The sequence below is a fragment of the Nostoc sp. genome, from assembly GCF_036917615.1.
Classification (GTDB): domain Bacteria; phylum Cyanobacteriota; class Cyanobacteriia; order Cyanobacteriales; family Nostocaceae; genus Nostoc.
In genome coordinates, this window is the sequence record NZ_JBALCZ010000027.1 from 40,185 (window position 1) to 56,585 (window position 16,401).

18 protein-coding genes and 1 pseudogene are annotated in these 16,401 nt (G+C 39.7%); 11 read left to right on the forward strand and 8 right to left on the reverse strand.

The features are described 5' to 3' along the window. The first annotated feature begins 609 nt into the window (after nucleotides 1-609). The 4 genes from V7K85_RS09630 to V7K85_RS09645 all read left to right on the forward strand — a co-directional run bounded on the left by V7K85_RS09630 (nucleotide 610) and on the right by V7K85_RS09645 (nucleotide 3,495). Nucleotides 610-933: a hypothetical protein gene (locus V7K85_RS09630; RefSeq protein ID WP_334813058.1), complete on the forward strand. Its 324-nt coding sequence runs from the start codon at nucleotides 610-612 to the stop codon at nucleotides 931-933. 349 nt (nucleotides 934-1,282) lie between these two features. Then, on the forward strand, nucleotides 1,283-1,417 hold the full coding sequence (locus tag V7K85_RS09635) for a hypothetical protein (RefSeq protein WP_334813060.1): 135 nt from the start codon (nucleotides 1,283-1,285) through the stop codon (nucleotides 1,415-1,417). A gap of 139 nt (nucleotides 1,418-1,556) precedes the next feature. Then, nucleotides 1,557-2,708 carry a glutathionylspermidine synthase family protein gene (locus V7K85_RS09640; RefSeq protein ID WP_334813062.1) on the forward strand — a complete coding sequence of 384 codons (1,152 nt, stop codon included), beginning with the start codon at nucleotides 1,557-1,559 and terminating at the stop codon, nucleotides 2,706-2,708. Beyond that, complete coding sequence (locus V7K85_RS09645) at nucleotides 2,701-3,495, forward strand: hypothetical protein (protein WP_334813063.1); 795 nt, start codon at nucleotides 2,701-2,703, stop codon at nucleotides 3,493-3,495. Before V7K85_RS09640 ends, V7K85_RS09645 begins: the two co-directional genes overlap by 8 nt. 327 nt (nucleotides 3,496-3,822) lie before the next feature. On the opposite strand, the gene V7K85_RS09650 is transcribed toward V7K85_RS09645, so the two are convergent. Next, nucleotides 3,823-4,032: a hypothetical protein gene (locus tag V7K85_RS09650; protein WP_334813065.1), complete on the reverse strand. Its 210-nt coding sequence runs from the start codon at nucleotides 4,030-4,032 to the stop codon at nucleotides 3,823-3,825. A 466-nt stretch (nucleotides 4,033-4,498) separates the two neighbouring features. Between V7K85_RS09650 and V7K85_RS09655 the strand changes: the two genes are divergently transcribed. Next, nucleotides 4,499-4,822 carry a hypothetical protein gene (locus tag V7K85_RS09655; protein ID WP_334813067.1) on the forward strand — a complete coding sequence of 108 codons (324 nt, stop codon included), beginning with the start codon at nucleotides 4,499-4,501 and terminating at the stop codon, nucleotides 4,820-4,822. Between the two features lie 218 nt (nucleotides 4,823-5,040). After that, complete coding sequence (gene trxA, locus V7K85_RS09660) at nucleotides 5,041-5,394, forward strand: thioredoxin (protein ID WP_334813069.1); 354 nt, start codon at nucleotides 5,041-5,043, stop codon at nucleotides 5,392-5,394. A 144-nt stretch (nucleotides 5,395-5,538) separates the two neighbouring features. Here trxA and V7K85_RS09665 read toward each other — a convergent pair whose 3' ends face one another. Further along, nucleotides 5,539-6,072 carry a dihydrofolate reductase family protein gene (locus tag V7K85_RS09665; RefSeq protein WP_334813071.1) on the reverse strand — a complete coding sequence of 178 codons (534 nt, stop codon included), beginning with the start codon at nucleotides 6,070-6,072 and terminating at the stop codon, nucleotides 5,539-5,541. A 51-nt stretch (nucleotides 6,073-6,123) separates the two neighbouring features. After that, nucleotides 6,124-6,264 (reverse strand): hypothetical protein, encoded by a 141-nt coding sequence (locus V7K85_RS09670; RefSeq protein ID WP_334813073.1) that lies wholly within the window; start codon nucleotides 6,262-6,264, stop codon nucleotides 6,124-6,126. 405 nt (nucleotides 6,265-6,669) lie between these two features. On the opposite strand from V7K85_RS09670, the gene V7K85_RS09675 reads away from it, so the two are divergent. Together V7K85_RS09675 and V7K85_RS09680 are read left to right on the forward strand one after the other, a co-directional pair. Beyond that, nucleotides 6,670-7,851, forward strand: coding sequence for a low temperature requirement protein A (locus V7K85_RS09675; RefSeq protein ID WP_334813075.1), 1,182 nt, complete (start codon nucleotides 6,670-6,672; stop codon nucleotides 7,849-7,851). Between the two features lie 396 nt (nucleotides 7,852-8,247). After that, entirely contained in the window at nucleotides 8,248-8,466 is a 219-nt protein-coding gene (locus V7K85_RS09680; RefSeq protein ID WP_334813076.1) for a hypothetical protein, read from the forward strand. Nucleotides 8,467-8,650: 184 nt separating this feature from the next. Here V7K85_RS09680 and V7K85_RS09685 read toward each other — a convergent pair. The 5 genes and pseudogenes from V7K85_RS09685 to V7K85_RS09705 all read right to left on the reverse strand — a co-directional run. Then, nucleotides 8,651-8,918, reverse strand: a pseudogene (locus V7K85_RS09685) (hypothetical protein); the annotation flags it as partial. Between the two features lie 320 nt (nucleotides 8,919-9,238). After that, nucleotides 9,239-11,080 carry an ATP-dependent zinc metalloprotease FtsH3 gene (ftsH3, locus tag V7K85_RS09690; protein ID WP_334813078.1) on the reverse strand — a complete coding sequence of 614 codons (1,842 nt, stop codon included), beginning with the start codon at nucleotides 11,078-11,080 and terminating at the stop codon, nucleotides 9,239-9,241. A gap of 137 nt (nucleotides 11,081-11,217) precedes the next feature. After that, nucleotides 11,218-12,012, reverse strand: a complete 795-nt coding sequence (locus tag V7K85_RS09695; protein ID WP_334813080.1) for an aminotransferase class IV — start codon at nucleotides 12,010-12,012, stop codon at nucleotides 11,218-11,220. Nucleotides 12,013-12,029: 17 nt separating this feature from the next. Further along, nucleotides 12,030-12,449, reverse strand: a complete 420-nt coding sequence (locus V7K85_RS09700; RefSeq protein WP_334813082.1) for a GNAT family N-acetyltransferase — start codon at nucleotides 12,447-12,449, stop codon at nucleotides 12,030-12,032. A gap of 114 nt (nucleotides 12,450-12,563) precedes the next feature. Continuing rightward, a complete protein-coding gene (locus tag V7K85_RS09705; protein WP_334813084.1) occupies nucleotides 12,564-13,349 on the reverse strand; it encodes a hypothetical protein in 786 nt (261 codons plus the stop codon). 535 nt (nucleotides 13,350-13,884) lie between these two features. Here V7K85_RS09705 and V7K85_RS09710 point away from each other — a divergent pair. The 3 genes from V7K85_RS09710 (at nucleotide 13,885) to V7K85_RS09720 (ending at nucleotide 16,294) form a co-directional block, all read left to right on the forward strand. After that, nucleotides 13,885-14,394 (forward strand): hypothetical protein, encoded by a 510-nt coding sequence (locus V7K85_RS09710; protein WP_334813086.1) that lies wholly within the window; start codon nucleotides 13,885-13,887, stop codon nucleotides 14,392-14,394. A 101-nt stretch (nucleotides 14,395-14,495) separates the two neighbouring features. Continuing rightward, on the forward strand, nucleotides 14,496-15,326 hold the full coding sequence (locus V7K85_RS09715; RefSeq protein ID WP_334813088.1) for a hypothetical protein: 831 nt from the start codon (nucleotides 14,496-14,498) through the stop codon (nucleotides 15,324-15,326). Continuing rightward, the gene (locus tag V7K85_RS09720) at nucleotides 15,323-16,294 is read left to right on the forward strand and encodes a hypothetical protein (protein WP_334813090.1); all 972 of its coding nucleotides are present in this window, start codon (nucleotides 15,323-15,325) and stop codon (nucleotides 16,292-16,294) included. The genes V7K85_RS09715 and V7K85_RS09720 overlap by 4 nt, the downstream gene beginning before the upstream one ends. Nucleotides 16,295-16,401: the final 107 nt, after the last annotated feature.

Below are 16,401 nucleotides of genomic sequence, written 5' to 3' on the forward strand. Positions count from 1 at the left end.
ATGCCCAATACTTCTCTTCTTAGGCTGCGCCCTAAGCGTAGCTATGCCGCAGGCTTTACGACTACGGCTCCATCGAGCGAACGCAAGAGCGTCTCGTAGAGAAGTCGAGATGCTCAGTACAAGTGCCCTGTTTACCCAATGACTCTTCATTCTAGACGGCTAATTTTTTAACCAGTTCCTTAAAAAGTGTAAGTTTACGTTAGCTCTTGTTTGAGACTCTCTTCTCTAGCAAGAGGGGATTCTAATTTCATCCTAGCTAGTTGCTGAACCAGGCTTTCGCTTTTTCAGAGTAGAGGTTGCTAGTCCATTTGTATTACTTTGGATCTGCCCCATCCTAGCGATGCCGCGATTGAGAATATTCGCTGCTGCCTTCACATCTCTATGCAATTTACACTCACAAGCACAGTTATCGGTGCGTGTTGATAGAGGGCTGTTTCCTCCTTAGCACCTTGGATGAGATCAGTCAGTTACGGATATTTGTAAGATAGTTTAGCTGATTAATTCACCCATTTGTGGGAGGTAATTAGCAAGCCAATAAGTGTACTTTGATTATAATCAGACCAACACAAGATGGTTTGAAGCAGCATTCACCCAACATATGTATCAATCATGTTTAACCTGATATTCACTGGATGTATAAAAATAAAACCCTTGCTGGTTTCAACAGCTTTTTTGCTGGCTGTACAGAGTTCTGCCAATGCTGAACAATCCTTCTCTAGTTTGACTCCAGTACAAGCTCAACATTTATCCCGTGACTTGGTTCCATTTAATTCTCAAGACTTTTTTAGGCAAGGAAAAGATTCAATTGAGAGAGAAATTCAAATTCTTAGGCAAAGGCAACTGCGCTCAATTAAACCTGTTCTTAAGATTGATTTAGTGCCGCAGATAAAAAGACCACAGATCCAGCAAAACCCTAATATTTTATCTAAATAATAATTATCATTTTTCTAGAGTAATCATATTTTGTTTTTGAAAAAACTCCGTATATTTTAAGAGTCTGAAAATTGAAAGTAGTGTGTCGAATAAACCACTTTTTCCATCTACTTAAAAAGAGAGAAGGAACAGCTATAGGAATCATATTTGATTTCTGAAAAAGATTGCGAGATAATACGGAAGGAGAAATCTGTCCAATAGCGAACAATGATAAGTCAGTATCTAGAAGCGGCAATCGCAGAACTACCAAATATTAGTCCTATAATCAAACAAGTCGTTGAGCAGCATTAAGATACCGTGTATTCGTCAAGCTCAGTGACCAAAAAATCCAATTAAAGGAGGACTGATAATGAACATTCAAAGACTAACAGTTGGCAGCAACCTAAAGATAGATTCCTACTTGCTGGGGAACTCAGTTGAATGGAAGCCGACACAAGGATCTATGCATCTGCACATCCCATCACAAATGACGCTCTTACATTAATGGTGCTGTACAATCAGCCCAGCATAATTACGAGTTATAACCTACGGTTGGCACTAAATTGGATCTCAATTGCTACTTTGAACAATGGCAATGTTCACCTCAACTAGATAAAAAAACATTTACTCAGATTCGCAGACACTTGGCACTTAAATGCTTTAAGTGGGATGCCCAAATCGGTAATGTTAGTACCCTGGCTCCCTTTGCCTTAATCCTACCAACGCTGGTTTGGCAGCAATTAGCAACACTTGCTGAAAAACTTACATCTGAAGCAAATGCTGCTGAATTACAAATATTGCAACGTCCCGAACTGATTCAGCAATTGGGTTTACCTCGTCAAATTGTCAAAATACTTTCCGAAAAATCCGCACAACCGTCACCAGCAGCAGCCCGTGTTGTGCGATTTGACTTTCATCCCACATCTGATGGTTGGCGGATTTCCGAAGCAAATTATGATGTTCCCGGAGGTTATACCGAAGCTTCAAATTTCTCAAAATTGATGGTGCAACAGTTTCCTGGTGCAACATTGGCAGGTAACCCCGCGAATAAACTTGTTGATGCTTTGACACAGACAATACCACCAAAAAGACATATTGCTTTACTGTCTGCTGCTGGGTATATGGAAGATCAGCAAATTACTGCTTACTTAGCTGAACTCCTGCGTCAGCGAGGATGTAATGCTTACTTAGCAACTCCTCAGCAAATAGTTTGGCACAATGGTTTTGCTCATCTCAACAGTGAGTGGTATCGTGGTTCTCTAGATGCAGTAATGCGCTTCTATCAAGGTGAATGGTTAACTAAGTTACCTCTAGATTGCAATTGGTCATACTTTTTTCACAGTAGTCAAACTCCTATATGTAATCCTGGGTCTATGTTGCTTGTTGAAAGTAAGCGCTTTCCTCTCGTTTGGAACCAGATTAATTCGCCCCTGGATACTTGGAAATCTTTGCTAGCTAAGACTCATGACCCCCGCCGTGTCAATTTGGTTACAAATCGCCATTGGCTATTCAAATCAGCTTTTTGTAACACTGGGGATACAGTGACTATGCTCGGTATGAGCGATCGCACCAATTACATCCCGACAATTTGTAATATTTTACTCTACCCTAACAAGTGGATTGCTCAACATTGTTTCCAAACCTTACCCCTGACAACACCTCTAGGAATTATGTATCCTTGCATCGGAGTATATACGGTTAACGGCAAAGCTGCTGGTATTTATGGGCGCATTGCTCCCAAGCCACTAATTAATTTTGCCGCTATTGATATTGCCGTACTAATTCAAGATGGATGAATCAACTGTTTTTGACCTTTGGTCTCCCGCAAATAGCATTTGGTCACCTTGGGTAAAGCCAGTATTGTTTGCCCACTTGCCCAGAAGATTGCCAATAATTACCCAATTACCAACGCCAGATTTGAACTGGGTTCCACCTGTTCGGCAAGGTAAGGCGATTGTAGTTGATTTAGCTGGAGTGGATTCCGTATTTCTCGGATTAGCATTAGCTAAAAAAGGATATCGACCCGTACCTTTATTTAATTCTTGCCCTTTGCCAACTGCATTTGTTCAGGAACGAAATTTATCTTTAGAAGCAACGAAAGAATTGACGAGAGTAGATGTAGAATCCATTTTGGCAACATTGGTACAGGGCTGTGATAGCTTGCACCAACTCGATTTGCCCGAGAATGCACCCCCCGCCTTCTTGCTAGATGCTAATCGTCAAGGTAATTCTTTAGCTTTTCGCATTGTTCCAGAAAATTTATTTGACAATCGTTCTGTAGTTTTTATTACAGATTTTCCTAGTGTAAATTTTTTCACTGAACAACGTATTAATAATGTGATTGTTGTTCGCCAATGCGATCGCAAATTTGCCAGCGATTTGACTTATATATTAAACACTTGGCAAAAAGCCAAGCTCTCACTCAGTTACAAGCCTCTATATGACCCGCATCCTATTCAACCGCTGAAGATTTGGGCATTTCCTTGGCTAGGAATTTGGGTAAGATTGATTGCCAATCTGACTCTCCATAAGCATCCTAATGGAGGTTTTGGCGGATTTCTCCCTTCGTCCTCCAGTGGTTAAACCTAAGTACTTCCGTAATTTCAGTTTGATTTGAGAGCGATTTGCTAGGACAATTCTCGTCATAAAATGTCCCGACTTTCATCGTTTTCTCTGTTGGTGCAACGCCGACCAGTCCTTGGCTTTACCCAAAATATAAATACGCTGACACGAACATGCTCACCCATACTGGTAGCAGTAACCAAAACTCTCAGTACTAATCCCAAGGAATCGACTGTTAAAAAACGTTTACCTAAACCACACCCCCAGGCATCACAATCACTATGTCTCTGCTTCCTGTTAGCAGAGCTTTTGTGTTTTGAATAAACTTTGCAACACAAATTTACAATCTTAATCGTCTAGCAAACTCATCAACGCTTGAATTTCAACGTCTTGCGTGTCTGATAATTGAGACTGTAACTTTAATAATTCATTGTGTAAGGCTTCTGCTACATAGAGCATATTAGATTCTTGAGCAATTTTTAGCTGATTTTCTTTAATTTTGATTTGTTTAAGCAAGTTGTTTTCAACATGAATTGAATTGTAATGTTGAGCAATCATAGCTTTATATTTCTTATTAATCTCTAAAGTGCAATTAAATTTACCACCTACGTATTATTCCACACTTCTCTGATTTTTTAAATATCTGGTGATTTAATGTTCATTACTCGTAGTCTTTACGGAGATGGCGTTTCTTATTGCATAAGTAGTTTAGTTTCTGTTTTTTGGAGTTTTTGAGGTATTAAATCGGACACTCAATACTATTTTTCTCAATCCCTATAAGGAGCGGATTTTTAACGATAAATCCTCAAACAAGAAAACTGCATAGTTTTTTTCACACATTCATTCTCAATAGTTTGAGAATATTGGCTTAATACACCATGTTTATATTTTTACAGACTTTTACAAAAATGCAAATCATGATATAAGATTGGTTGACTTAGGCGAAATTTTAGATAATACACATAAATTTGTCTGTTACTTCACAAGTATTGTAAATATGTTAAACAATTTTTTGGTGAACAGGATGAACTTAAAGTTTATAAAGAAAAACATTTTTACCTTTATAAAAATTATATCTACAATACTTATAACAAGCGCAATTGCATTGGAATCGTGGAATATTTATGCAGTAATAACTAATAGTAATGTACCAAGCAGCCTTAATCCAATTTTTTGGATTGAGCGTTTTGCTATGACAAGCCATTTTATCGAAAGCATTATAGCAGCTTTTTATGCACCTTCCAGAAAAAAGATGCCAATAAAATATGCTACTTATACTTTTTTTGTAGGCACAATTGGGTTGTTAGAACTATTTGATCAAGAGACTATTGACGCTTCTACGCTTTGAAGGTGTAAGATTTTTGAATTAGGTCGGTTGGTAGGGTGCGATCGCGATCGCACCCTACGTAAGAAAGTTATAGGTTATTAAATCCACGCTACTCAGCAAAACTCAGTTGCAGGGGTTTGCCAATGTCGGTAACTGGTAAATCTGACAGGCAGAAGGGAGTATAGTTTGTATAGTTAGCTTTTTGCTGCAATTTTAGTTTGACACTAAGGAATTAAAAAATGTCTACTGATACTGACATAGTTGCTTACGTTCAAGAAAGCGAATTTGATGCTGTTTTAACTGAAAGTGAAGAAAAAGTCGTTGTTGTAGATTTTACTGCTACTTGGTGTGGCCCCTGTCGCCTGATCAGTCCGTTAATGGAGCAACTCGCCCAGGAATACAAAGGTCGTGCCAAAGTCGTTAAGGTAGACGTTGACAGCAACAAGCCGATTTTCAAAAAATTCGGTCTTCGCAGTATTCCAGCGGTTTTAATTTTCAAAGATGGTGATTTAGCAGAAACTATCGTCGGAGTTTCTGCTTACGAGGACTTCAGCAACGCTGTTCAGAAGCTTCTTGAGGTTGTTTCAACCTAATTCGTAATTCATAATTAAAAAGGGTTTATACCCGATGCCTAATAACGGCAGTAACGTTTCAGGTGAAGTTTAAATTCCCCGAAGTTCCGAGCCTCAAAAGCCGATCCTCGGACTTCTCACTACTTGAAGCACAATTATACATTTTTAAACCTTTACTTTTCGCCTATAATGTGCTTGGAGTAAACCACTAGGATATTGTTTTGAGTTAATCAGCTCCAATTTTTCTTCAGGGCTAGGCGGTGGGAAAAGGTGTATACCGCTACCTAAAATAATTGGAATAGTTGAAATAATATATTCGTCAATCAAGCTGTGCTGAAGAAACGAATTGATTAATGCTCCCCCACCAACTAGCCAGATGTTTTCAAAACCTTGAGCCTCTATATTTGCTAAGGCCTGTTTTACTGTGTCTGAAACAAACACAACGTTCTCGCGGTCAGATTTGAGTTGGCGCTGGGTAAAAACGAAGGATTTTTTTTCTGGATAAGGCCACTCATCGAAACTAAGCCCTACTTCATATGTATTGCTGCCCAAGACCATAGCATCAATCGATTCGTAGAAAGCAGTATAACCGTAGTCTTCTCCTTCTATGTTAAGGATTGATAGCCAATCAATTTTGCGATCACTGTGAGCAATGTAGCCATCTAAACTAGCTGCAATATAGAGTGTAACTTTCCTCATTGTGCTTTTGAATGTGGTAGTTAAATGCCAATACGCTTGGGTTAAGGATAATTATAGGTTAAGGTTTTTGGCTTTAACCCCAGCGTATTGAGTTAAATGCTTCTGATAAGCAGGCGGATTCAACTGAAACTTTTCCCATCGGGCGTAGGCGAAGTCCGCCGTTGGCGAACGCGAACAGTGTGTCGCAGACAAATAGACATCTCCAGAAAAGAATGTAGAGACGCGAAATTTCGCGTCTCTACAAGGGTTTGAGTGAACGCATAATTAATATTTCGGAGATGTCTAATCTCTCCTAGAGAAGGCATTGCACCCCCAAGTCCTGCGGCTTTACCTAACCCAGTAGAGCTTAAATCATAGCTCCTTCGGAGCTGCTTCACTAACGCGCAAATGACAAACAAACCCTAACTGTACTTCTAATCTTTGCTATGTCAAGGTTTTAGCTATTTGGAATCCTGTGACAATACTTTGTGAAATTGACAAATAATTAGTTAATGTACAAGTTTTTTAACAATTTACGTACAAACGTCTAAGCACTCGCTAATTGATGACAGCTAATGATAAAAAACAATTAGCGATTCGCAATTAGCAATTAGCACTATGGCAAATTTTCTCCAACCGCCAAGGTTACGCATTAGTGAAGATACCGGAGAAGAACGACGCGCCACTTGGCTGGAACTGTTTTATGATTTGGTTTTTGTAGTTGCAGTTTCTCAACTCGCCCACAATCTCAACGAGGATATCTCTCTATCAGGATTATTTGGGTTTGTAGTTCTATTTATACCAGTTTGGTGGTCATGGATTGGCACTACATTCTATGCCAACCGCTTTGATAGCGATGATGTGGGACATCGGCTGCTGATTGGTATACAAATGCTGACAGCAGCAGCAATGGCTATTAATATCCACCACGGTTTGGGTGAGAGTTCGCCTGGTTTTGCCATTTCCTATGCTCTCGGTCGGGCTGTGCTTGTAATAGAGTACGTCCGTGCTGGAAGACATATCCCTTCAGCGCGTCCTTTGACTACTCGCTACGCTATCGGTTTTGCGATCGCAGCCTTACTTTGGTTAATATCAGCATTGGTACTCATTCCTTGGCGATTTGGACTTTGGGCACTGGGAATCATTATTGACTTTGCTACACCCTTAATAGCACGCAAGTTTCAACTAGGGTTACTCCCCCACGCCTCCCACTTACCGGAACGTTTCGGGCTGTTTACCATTATTGTCTTGGGCGAAGCAGTGATTGCGGTGGTCAATGGTGTTTCTGAGCAGAAATGGGATACTTTAACCGTGATTTCTGCGGTGTTTGGTCTAATTATCGCTTTTAGCTGGTGGTGGGTCTATTTTGATAACCTGGGTGGCACACCTATTAAGATGGCGCGAACACATGGAAAAGTTGGTGTTGTTAATCTCTGGCTCTACACCCATTTACCGCTAGTGATTGGGTTTGCTGCTGCTGGAGTTGGCGTAGAACAAATCTTGTTGAGTAAGCCAACTTTAGCACTACCCGATTCCCAGCGATGGCTGATCTGTGGTTCAGTGGCACTATGTTCGCTAGCTGTTAGCATTCTGCACAGATTTGGGGTAATCCGTTATTGCAAAATCCGTTCCCAGTATCGACTTGGGGGTGCAGTTGTGCTGCTAGCGATCGCCATCTTTGGCAAAGGTTTGTTACCTATTGCAATCATTGCCCTTGTAGCTGTAGTTTCTGCTGGGCAAGTAGTTCAAGATTTGTATCAGAGTCGTCCCACTACCCGTTTGGTTGACCCAGAAATCTAGCTCATAGCGCAGTGGCGCACAGCTGTGTGCCACTACGACGTATCCACATAATTTAATTATGAGGCATTTTCTGAAACGCATCTATCCTATGGAGTATTTTATAATTGATATAAATAAATATTTATATAGTTATTTAAAGATAATGTAATCTCAGCATTCAAACGCGACGCTGTAATCCTGAGAACTCAATGCATTACCGTCTATCAGAGGTGACACAACCAAAGGGGAATGTCAAGATTATCAGATGTACCTTTGGTTAATGAAGTCAAGTGACTGAAATATTTATTAATATTATTTATAGATAAATGTAAATTCAGCGTCAGGAGTCTGAAAAAATTCCCAATGGCAGGTATTTCTCATCAATCACCAAATTTTTCATCAACAAAGCAGAAGATCATGAACGACCAAAAACCATCAGACTCTAAGGAATTCGTCGGAAATCTCAAGACTGGGATTTGGCTGTTTGGACTGTCATTCTGGGTATTTGGTATTACCGATCGCAGTATTGCTTCATTTGCGGATGGCTATTTATCTGCTTTGGATTTGACGCAACTATTCACAGCGGCTACGTTCTTTGTGGCGTGGCTATTTTTGAAACCGACATCACGAGTTTAAGATCGGCGACTGGTTGAGTATCGAGTCACTGTGCACGTTAGTTATGTCAAGATTCGGAAAGTTATCTAAAGGAGAACACTTTTGATCGCCATAAGGGGTGCGCCACAGAATGCATCGATTCTTTTGCATTCAAAACAATCGGAGTAATTCTGTAAAATCGCAGAATTACCCTGATTTCTAGTTTTTACGGGAGAGAATCAGGATCTATAGCGAGTTCGCGCAATCTTTGTGCCAGTATTTGGGCACGTTCTTCCGGCGTTAGTAAACGTCGTTCTTGCTCGTTATACCAGTACAGCCACTCTCGCGTGATATGTTCCTCGTTCTATGCTAATTCCCAAACCTACCTCTGGTAGCCAAACAGGATTTCCTGACAGCAATTGATACTCGTTATTGATCAATTTCTAGACTTCTAAGTGTGGCTTGCGACGGCGAGTAAGATTATAAACTACGTATTAGCAAGGAGAGGGGTGGGGGTGAGGTTGAAAAATGTACTTCATGCAAATGAGAACTGCTATAGAAAAATTTTTCTAATTTTCCGGAATTGATTATGCTCAAGTGGTAGTCTATATCAGACTACGGATTTATACTGAAACTCTATAACTAACCTTCGGGGAATATAACCCCATTGCGGATTAAAAGCCCGGTCTTCATGGCCGGGCTTTTGACTAAGGAATTAAAAAAAATTGGGGTAACTTTGGAAAATCCCAGAATTACCCCGAATTTTAAAAGTTAGGAGTTAGGAATTGTTTTTAACTCATCACTTCTGATTAAATTAGGCAAACGCTGCGGTTGTCACATCGTTATTCGATAGAATTTCTTGCAATTCTTCGGCGTCTACCGTTTCTTTATCAACCAACATTTGCGCTATCTGATCTAAAATGTGGCGGTTACGCACCAATACTTCTTTAGCGCGTGTATAGGCTACATCCACAAGTTTGCGGACTTCTTCATCAATGGCGGCGGCGGTTTCTTCAGAGAAATCACGCTCTGACATGATATCCCGTCCAAGGAACATGTTACCTTGCTGACGACCGAGGGCGACTGGGCCTAAGCGATCGCTCATGCCAAATCGGGTGATCATCTGACGGGCAACCCGTGCTACCTGTTGTAAGTCGTTGGAAGCACCAGTAGTAACTTCTTCTTCACCAAAGATTAATTCTTCAGCAATCCGACCACCTAAAGCCACTGCCATCTGATTTTCCAGATAAGCGCGGCTGTACAAACCAGTGTCCATCCGGTCTTCGCTGGGGGTAAACCAAGTTAAACCACCTGCGCGACCGCGAGGGATGATGCTAATTTTCTGCACAGGATCGTAGTCTGGCATCAAAGCACCAACTAAGGCGTGACCAGCTTCGTGATATGCCACCAAGGTTTTGCGCTTTTCGCTCATTACCCGGTCTTTCTTCTCTGGGCCAGCTAATACGCGATCAATCGCGTCATTGATTTCATCCATCGAAATCTCAGTCAAATTCCGGCGTGCTGCCAGAATTGCGGCTTCATTCAGCAGGTTAGATAAATCTGCGCCAGTAAATCCAGGGGTACGACGGGCAATTTTATCCAAGTCCACATCTTTCGCCAAGGTCTTACCACGGGCATGAACCTTCAAGATTTCGCTGCGTCCGGCATAGTCGGGACGGTCTACCACAACTTGACGGTCAAAGCGACCAGGACGCAACAGTGCTGCATCTAGGACATCAGGACGGTTAGTAGCGGCAATAATAATGATACCAGTGTTGCCTTCAAAGCCGTCCATTTCTGTGAGCAACTGGTTGAGGGTTTGTTCCCGCTCATCGTTACCACCACCTAAACCTGCACCCCGTTGACGACCTACGGCGTCAATTTCATCGATGAAGACGATACAAGGAGCATTGGTCTTAGCTTGTTCAAATAAATCGCGGACGCGGGATGCACCCACACCTACGAACATTTCCACAAATTCCGAACCGGAAATTGAGAAGAAGGGTACACCTGCTTCGCCTGCTACGGCACGAGCCAGGAGGGTTTTACCTGTACCAGGAGGGCCAACTAACAGCACACCTTTAGGAATTTTTGCACCAACTGCGGTAAAGCGATCGGCGTTTTTCAGAAAGTCTACGACTTCGTTTAATTCCAACTTGGCTTGGTCAATACCAGCAACATCGCCAAATGTCACCTGAGTTTGTGGTTCCATTTGGACTCTGGCTTTGGATTTGCCAAAGTTCATCGCTTGGCTACCTGGGCCACTTTGAGCGCGACGTAGCAAGAAGAATAAGCCAACCAAAAGCAATACAGGAAAAAATAAGCTGCTCAGTGCCTTAAACCAAAATCCTTCATCGGTTTGGGGCAAAACAGAAATATCAACGCCTTTTGAAGTCAGAGTATTGATCAGGTCTGGATCGTTGACTAAGGTCACAACCCGTTTATTTCCGTCATATTTGGCTGTAACCACTGCTGTAGAGCGATCTGCACTCAAACTGACTTTTTCTACTCTGCCTTGTTGAACTTCTTGAATAAAGCGACTGTATCGCCATATCTCTCTGCTCTGGGGTTGTTTGTCAAAAAATGCTGTTCCCAGCGCAATGACGACAATAAACAGCAGCGCGTACAGCCCTGCATTTCTCCATCTTTTATTCACTAAGGTCTATCCTCGTGTATTTTTCGGCCGTTAGCTCTCAGCGTGCGCTTTGCACCATCGCCTAGCGTCTCTGTTCGGAGAGGTGATTATTAAGAATTATGTTAACTTATCTTAAGTGTAACAAGGTGGCGTAGCGATCATGCTATAAAAAGCTCCCTTATTTGCTGAAAACTAGGATGGTAGGGATTATATTCTAGCGACTCTGAAGGCTGATGAACGGTATGAATGGGAATTATCTCTACCACACTATTAGTGTAGGCGATCGCTTCAAATCTCTGGACTAACTCCCGGCTCCAAGTTTCTTCTCGCACCGACTGCTGGTGGTTTTGCAACCAGTTTACAAGTTGCGATCGCACAATTCCTGGCAAAATTCCTGCCTTTATTGGCGGCGTCCACCAACTGCGATCGTACCATCCCCAAAGGTTGCCTGTGCTGGTTTCTAGCCAATTTCCTACAGCATCGACTAATATTGCTTCTTGAGCATCTAAGCTAGTTTTTGCCAACCAAGCACTCAAATAGTTTCCGGTTTTATGAGACGGGAGAGAGCGATAAAATTCTGATCTAGCAACGGCGCATACTATACCAGTTTTTTGTTTTTCTGTCAATTCCTCTGGTAATAATCTGCCAGTTATCCACTCCCGGCCATCGGGAAAAAGGGTAATTCTGAGAAGGGGAAAGTGTGCCTGGAGAATTTCGGCGCCTTGACGCACACGATTCCAGTCTGGTTGCTGCCAACCAAAAGATTGTACTGAGAAAAGTAGGCGATCGCAGTGTGCTTCCCAATTAGTTAAATTACTATCTAGCGAGTTCTGATAAATCCGCAACGTTGTAAAAACAGTCGCCCCATAAAGTAACCCCGGATCGTTAATGTCTAATTCTAAAATTCGGGACTCAATTAATTTGCCGCTATACCAAAAAATATCATTTTTCACAACCAGATTGCTTCTCGCTACAATTCTATTCCAAAGTGATGACTTGTAATGCTCATGCGCTGCATGAGATAAAACCTGTGAGCTGCAAATCGCTGAACACCAGAATCAAGACTCAGGTGTTTACAGCCATGATTTCTTGCATATTCAATTAACCACTGAAATAACTGTTTCCCATAGCTATGTGACCGCTTTAACTCATCAACAACTAAGTCATCAATATATAAAAACTTTCCTGATGATAAACACGTATAAATGCGAAATCCAGCCACTGCTACGGCTTGCTCCTCTACTTCCAAGAATGCAAGTTGATATCCTTCTTTCATTTGATATCGAACTTGTTCTACAAACTTAGCTTGCTCAAGGTGAGGTCGCAATTGGGACATAACAGGAAAACACTTTAATATTTGAAAGTCAGATTCTCCTAATTGTATTGACATGAGTATTTATCCTGAAAATCTTGGGCATAATTATATTCATTTCTCAAGCATTTGAGAAGAGCGCAATTTCATAAAACTTTCTTTTTTTTGCAGCAGAACGCTATGAATATAAATCTAATCCTTTGGTGGCAATATAATTTTATTAGTACCTTCAGGAGTTGTAATTACTTTTCCTCCCAAAGCTTCAATTTCCCTAATTGCTCGTTTTCGAGTTCTCTGATCAACTTGATTATTTAAAACCATTGACCAGGTAGCAATCTGAGCATATTTACTGTTAGGATTATGACTCAGAAATTCAGCAGTTTTTTTGGAAGTATTAGCTACAAGCTGACTCTCAGCATCTGAAAATTTACTAGCCCAGTTTGCCGCAGTTACAAAAGACTGTTGAGCAGCTTGAGCATTTCCTAAAAATAATAACTCATCAATTCCTTTATAACGCCACACGTAATAAGACTTTTCGGGAACTGAGGGAGACAGTGATTTTAAGCCTTTCTGTGATAGTGCGATCGCGCGTTCTGGCATAGCAGCATACAATGAAGTACTGACAAAAAGACTCTGATACGCTGCCAAAAATCGCGGATCACGTTCTAGAATGACTTCAAAATATTCTGGACTTAAGCTATAACCTGTTTTATCCCGAACTTCATCATCTCCGAAGTACTGTAAAAAATCGAGATAGACCAAATCTGCAATGAAATTATCATAACCAAAACTAGGCATTTTTTTGAGAAACTTGAGACGTAGATTTTCTGTTTTAATGTCTTTATTTAGAGTTTCTAAGGAGGCAGTTTGTTTGCTAATTAGCAGTTTTTGTAGTTGGGCAAATTGAAGTAAGCTAACTCCTAATATACATACACAAGCTACTAAAGGTGTAGCGAAAGTTTGACGAGATAACAACATATTTTTCTTGTCTTTCTCAGCATAGTCACATCATTGTATACATAGTGGCATAGGAAAAGTCGGTCAGCACTTGCGCGTCTACACTTTGCTAGGTCAAATAGAAAACAGGTTGACTAAAATAAATTGATTCAATAGCAATGTATTACTTTATACTCGTATTATATTTCCTCTGAGATATACCTTAGGTTTCTATGTCTATAAGTAGGAGCTAATTTATACTGATTAGAACAAAGCGCCCAAAAGCTAATTAAATAATTCTTTCAGAATCACGCCACTTTGGACAACGGGGGGAACCCCTAGCGCAGTGCTGAACTCACTGCAATACAATGGCTCCAAAATCTTAAATCGTATAATCCTTTGTCTAAGATAAATTTGGCTTTGGGAAATCATAACTTTACTTTTCTTTAGAAAAGTTTTCTGAAATTATTAAGTTGTTTTGACTTTAGTTACTTTTCTTAAGTAAAAGCCTTAAAAGTTTTGACATAACCTAACATTGTCTTTTTTTTATATTTAAATCTCTAACCTCCAACATGTCATGGTAAATACTCCTGTTAACGAAAATATAGAAAGTAATGGTCAAGCTAGCGAAAAGGGGGAAAATAATAGTCAACTTAGCAAGCCAAGTAGTGAGTTTAAAAGAAAAGTTAAGAAGCTGAATACTAAGGGAGAAGGATTCAATATTGATGACGTTATTGATGCTATTCAAACAGCAATAGTTGAAGTTGTAGAGTTAGAAATAACCACTTGGGTTCCAGATTCTTCTACTCAATTGGAACAATCACAAGGGCAACAAATTGCTAAACCAGGTAATCGAATGCACACCATAATCAATCTAATTGATGGTGATATAAACAATGAAGTTAGTAGTCAGTTTGTTGGTAGTGGTCCATATACAGAACTTCGCGAATTTCATCTAAGTCAAATCAAAGAAAGTCGGGAGATTATGCAAAAAAATATAGAAAGTTTGCAGAAGTTGTATGTATTTTTTCTAGAAATTATTAAATCTCGTAAAACTTCACAACAATCATTATCCCGTCTACAGTAGACGTTATCTATTATCAGTCATCCTAAAATACCTACAGCAACTTAGCATTATCTGTAGGCTACTTTGCTTTTCTCTTTACTTAAATTTAAAAAGTTATCACGATGTCTAATGATATTCAAAAGCAAGCTAAAGATTTGTTAGAGAAATTAGTCTCGTCTGTACAGGTATTAGTCGATGATATTACAGCTTTAGAAGTAAACACGATGGTTGTTGAGCAAATTACTGGCGCAAAGTTTAATGCTTGGCAAGCATATCAAGGAATTTATTCAATAAATGACAAAGACTACTTTGATGTCAAAGGAATTCCAAATCCAGACAATTTAACAGAACCAGAAAAAACTCAAGCTCAAGAGCTACGTAAGCGTTATACAAGTCTATTTTCGCAATTAGAAAGAGAATATTTTTACATTCTCCTTGAACAAAGTTCTGAAAGTAGTGAGCCAGACCCCAGAATAATACAATATCAAGATCGTCTTAAATATGAAGTGGAACATAAAGCAAATATTGTTCAAACTGATCAGATATACATAAAGCTAGCTCGACCAATATTGCCTGCTCCAGCTCCTATTGCAGATCAAGAAGATAATGATCAAAAAAAATTGCGACAAAGGTGGCAAGAGATTGAAGACCTTTTGAATAATAATAAATTTATTCGTACCCTGCGGAAAATGTCTGAACTTAAAGCTGCACTTGATGGTGGTCATATTACCAGCGTAGATATTGATATTATTTATGCTCAAACTGTTATGCAGTTAGATGGAGATATTATCAGCCGTTACCATAAAAAGCTATTTGAATTACCTGAAGGGGATAGAGATTTAATGCTCAAAATACATAATGAAGGGATAGTTGCTGGAGAAAAACAGTGGCGTGGAACACTAGATTTTCTGATTAGTATTATACAAAAGCTCGCACAAATTATCCCCAAATGAAGGCTTATAAAACACACACAGATCATCAAAGTGATGTCCAACTCTCTTTCTTTGTGCAAATCCCTCAAAGCACTCCTATTGAACTTGAAATTAAGGTTGAGCCAGCACAGTATACTTTTTATCTAAATAATGCAGTTTTAAAACAAATTGAGCAAGCGCGAAGAATAGGTTGCTCTCTGTACATTCCGCCAAAATTACTAGCTTATCTTTGGTACTACAACTGCTTTAGCGATAACATTTGCTTCAATAAGAATACTGTGCAATACAATAAATTAGTAATTGCTAAAAAAAACTTTAATGTTTTTAATAATACTTTTATAGTAAATTTTATCAAATTATTGTGGAGTAAATCATTACAAAAAAAATCGACGTTACAGTATGGACTGACTTTTAATTCTTATTATAGAGAAGATACATCAGCTTTATATTTTTGGAAAGAACAAGATATTGTTTTACAAAGTAATATTTTATTTTATGGCGACATGATTCACAAAATAAGGAGTGATTTGATCCAAAACCCTGAGTGTTTAAATATTGTTTATGTGCATTATTGGCTGATTGAACAAATACTAAACTATCTTCGGACTAATCTAAATCTGCTAGTTTGGGAGATAGCTTCGCTGTTTCCTGCTGGTTTTGTAGTTTACAATCTGCATCGAGCAAATTGGATGCTATTAATATTTGCTTGGTTAGGTTTAACTATATTATTTGCTAGTACTCGCTATGTACTTGTCAATCAACTTCAAAGGTGTACTTCTATCAACTCTAAATTTATAAATAGGTTGATATGGACGCTGATTTGTCTCATCCCTAGCGTTGTTGTTGGTGCTACTAGTAGCTTTAGTAACGTTAACGCCTTATTATTACCGCTTTCGTCCCTGATCGCCCCAAAACTTGCACAGTACATTTTAAGTTTTATCGGGCCGCGAGTTTGGAAACTTCTCATACGTAGGTTCCTGTCGTTATGAAGATTTATAACTGTCTATTTAATAACTGCCAACATTGCCCGGCGATCGCCAAATTTCTTTAGAAACTTTGGCACTTTTTATGGATCGAGTAGGGCGAGAGTGTTGGG

Bases quoted from the DNA above. Each gene is read 5' to 3' on its own strand.
- V7K85_RS09630 (WP_334813058.1), top strand. From the start codon at position 610: ATGTTTAACCTGATATTCACTGGATGTATAAAAATAAAACCCTTGCTG.
- V7K85_RS09635 (WP_334813060.1), top strand. From the start codon at position 1,283: ATGAACATTCAAAGACTAACAGTTGGCAGCAACCTAAAGATAGATTCC.
- V7K85_RS09645 (WP_334813063.1), top strand. From the start codon at position 2,701: ATGGATGAATCAACTGTTTTTGACCTTTGGTCTCCCGCAAATAGCATT.
- V7K85_RS09650 (WP_334813065.1), bottom strand. From the start codon at position 4,032: ATGATTGCTCAACATTACAATTCAATTCATGTTGAAAACAACTTGCTT.
- V7K85_RS09655 (WP_334813067.1), top strand. From the start codon at position 4,499: ATGAACTTAAAGTTTATAAAGAAAAACATTTTTACCTTTATAAAAATT.
- trxA (WP_334813069.1), top strand. From the start codon at position 5,041: ATGTCTACTGATACTGACATAGTTGCTTACGTTCAAGAAAGCGAATTT.
- V7K85_RS09665 (WP_334813071.1), bottom strand. From the start codon at position 6,072: ATGAGGAAAGTTACACTCTATATTGCAGCTAGTTTAGATGGCTACATT.
- V7K85_RS09675 (WP_334813075.1), top strand. From the start codon at position 6,670: ATGGCAAATTTTCTCCAACCGCCAAGGTTACGCATTAGTGAAGATACC.
- V7K85_RS09680 (WP_334813076.1), top strand. From the start codon at position 8,248: ATGAACGACCAAAAACCATCAGACTCTAAGGAATTCGTCGGAAATCTC.
- V7K85_RS09700 (WP_334813082.1), bottom strand. From the start codon at position 12,449: ATGTCAATACAATTAGGAGAATCTGACTTTCAAATATTAAAGTGTTTT.
- V7K85_RS09705 (WP_334813084.1), bottom strand. From the start codon at position 13,349: ATGTTGTTATCTCGTCAAACTTTCGCTACACCTTTAGTAGCTTGTGTA.
- V7K85_RS09710 (WP_334813086.1), top strand. From the start codon at position 13,885: ATGGTAAATACTCCTGTTAACGAAAATATAGAAAGTAATGGTCAAGCT.
- V7K85_RS09715 (WP_334813088.1), top strand. From the start codon at position 14,496: ATGTCTAATGATATTCAAAAGCAAGCTAAAGATTTGTTAGAGAAATTA.
- V7K85_RS09720 (WP_334813090.1), top strand. From the start codon at position 15,323: ATGAAGGCTTATAAAACACACACAGATCATCAAAGTGATGTCCAACTC.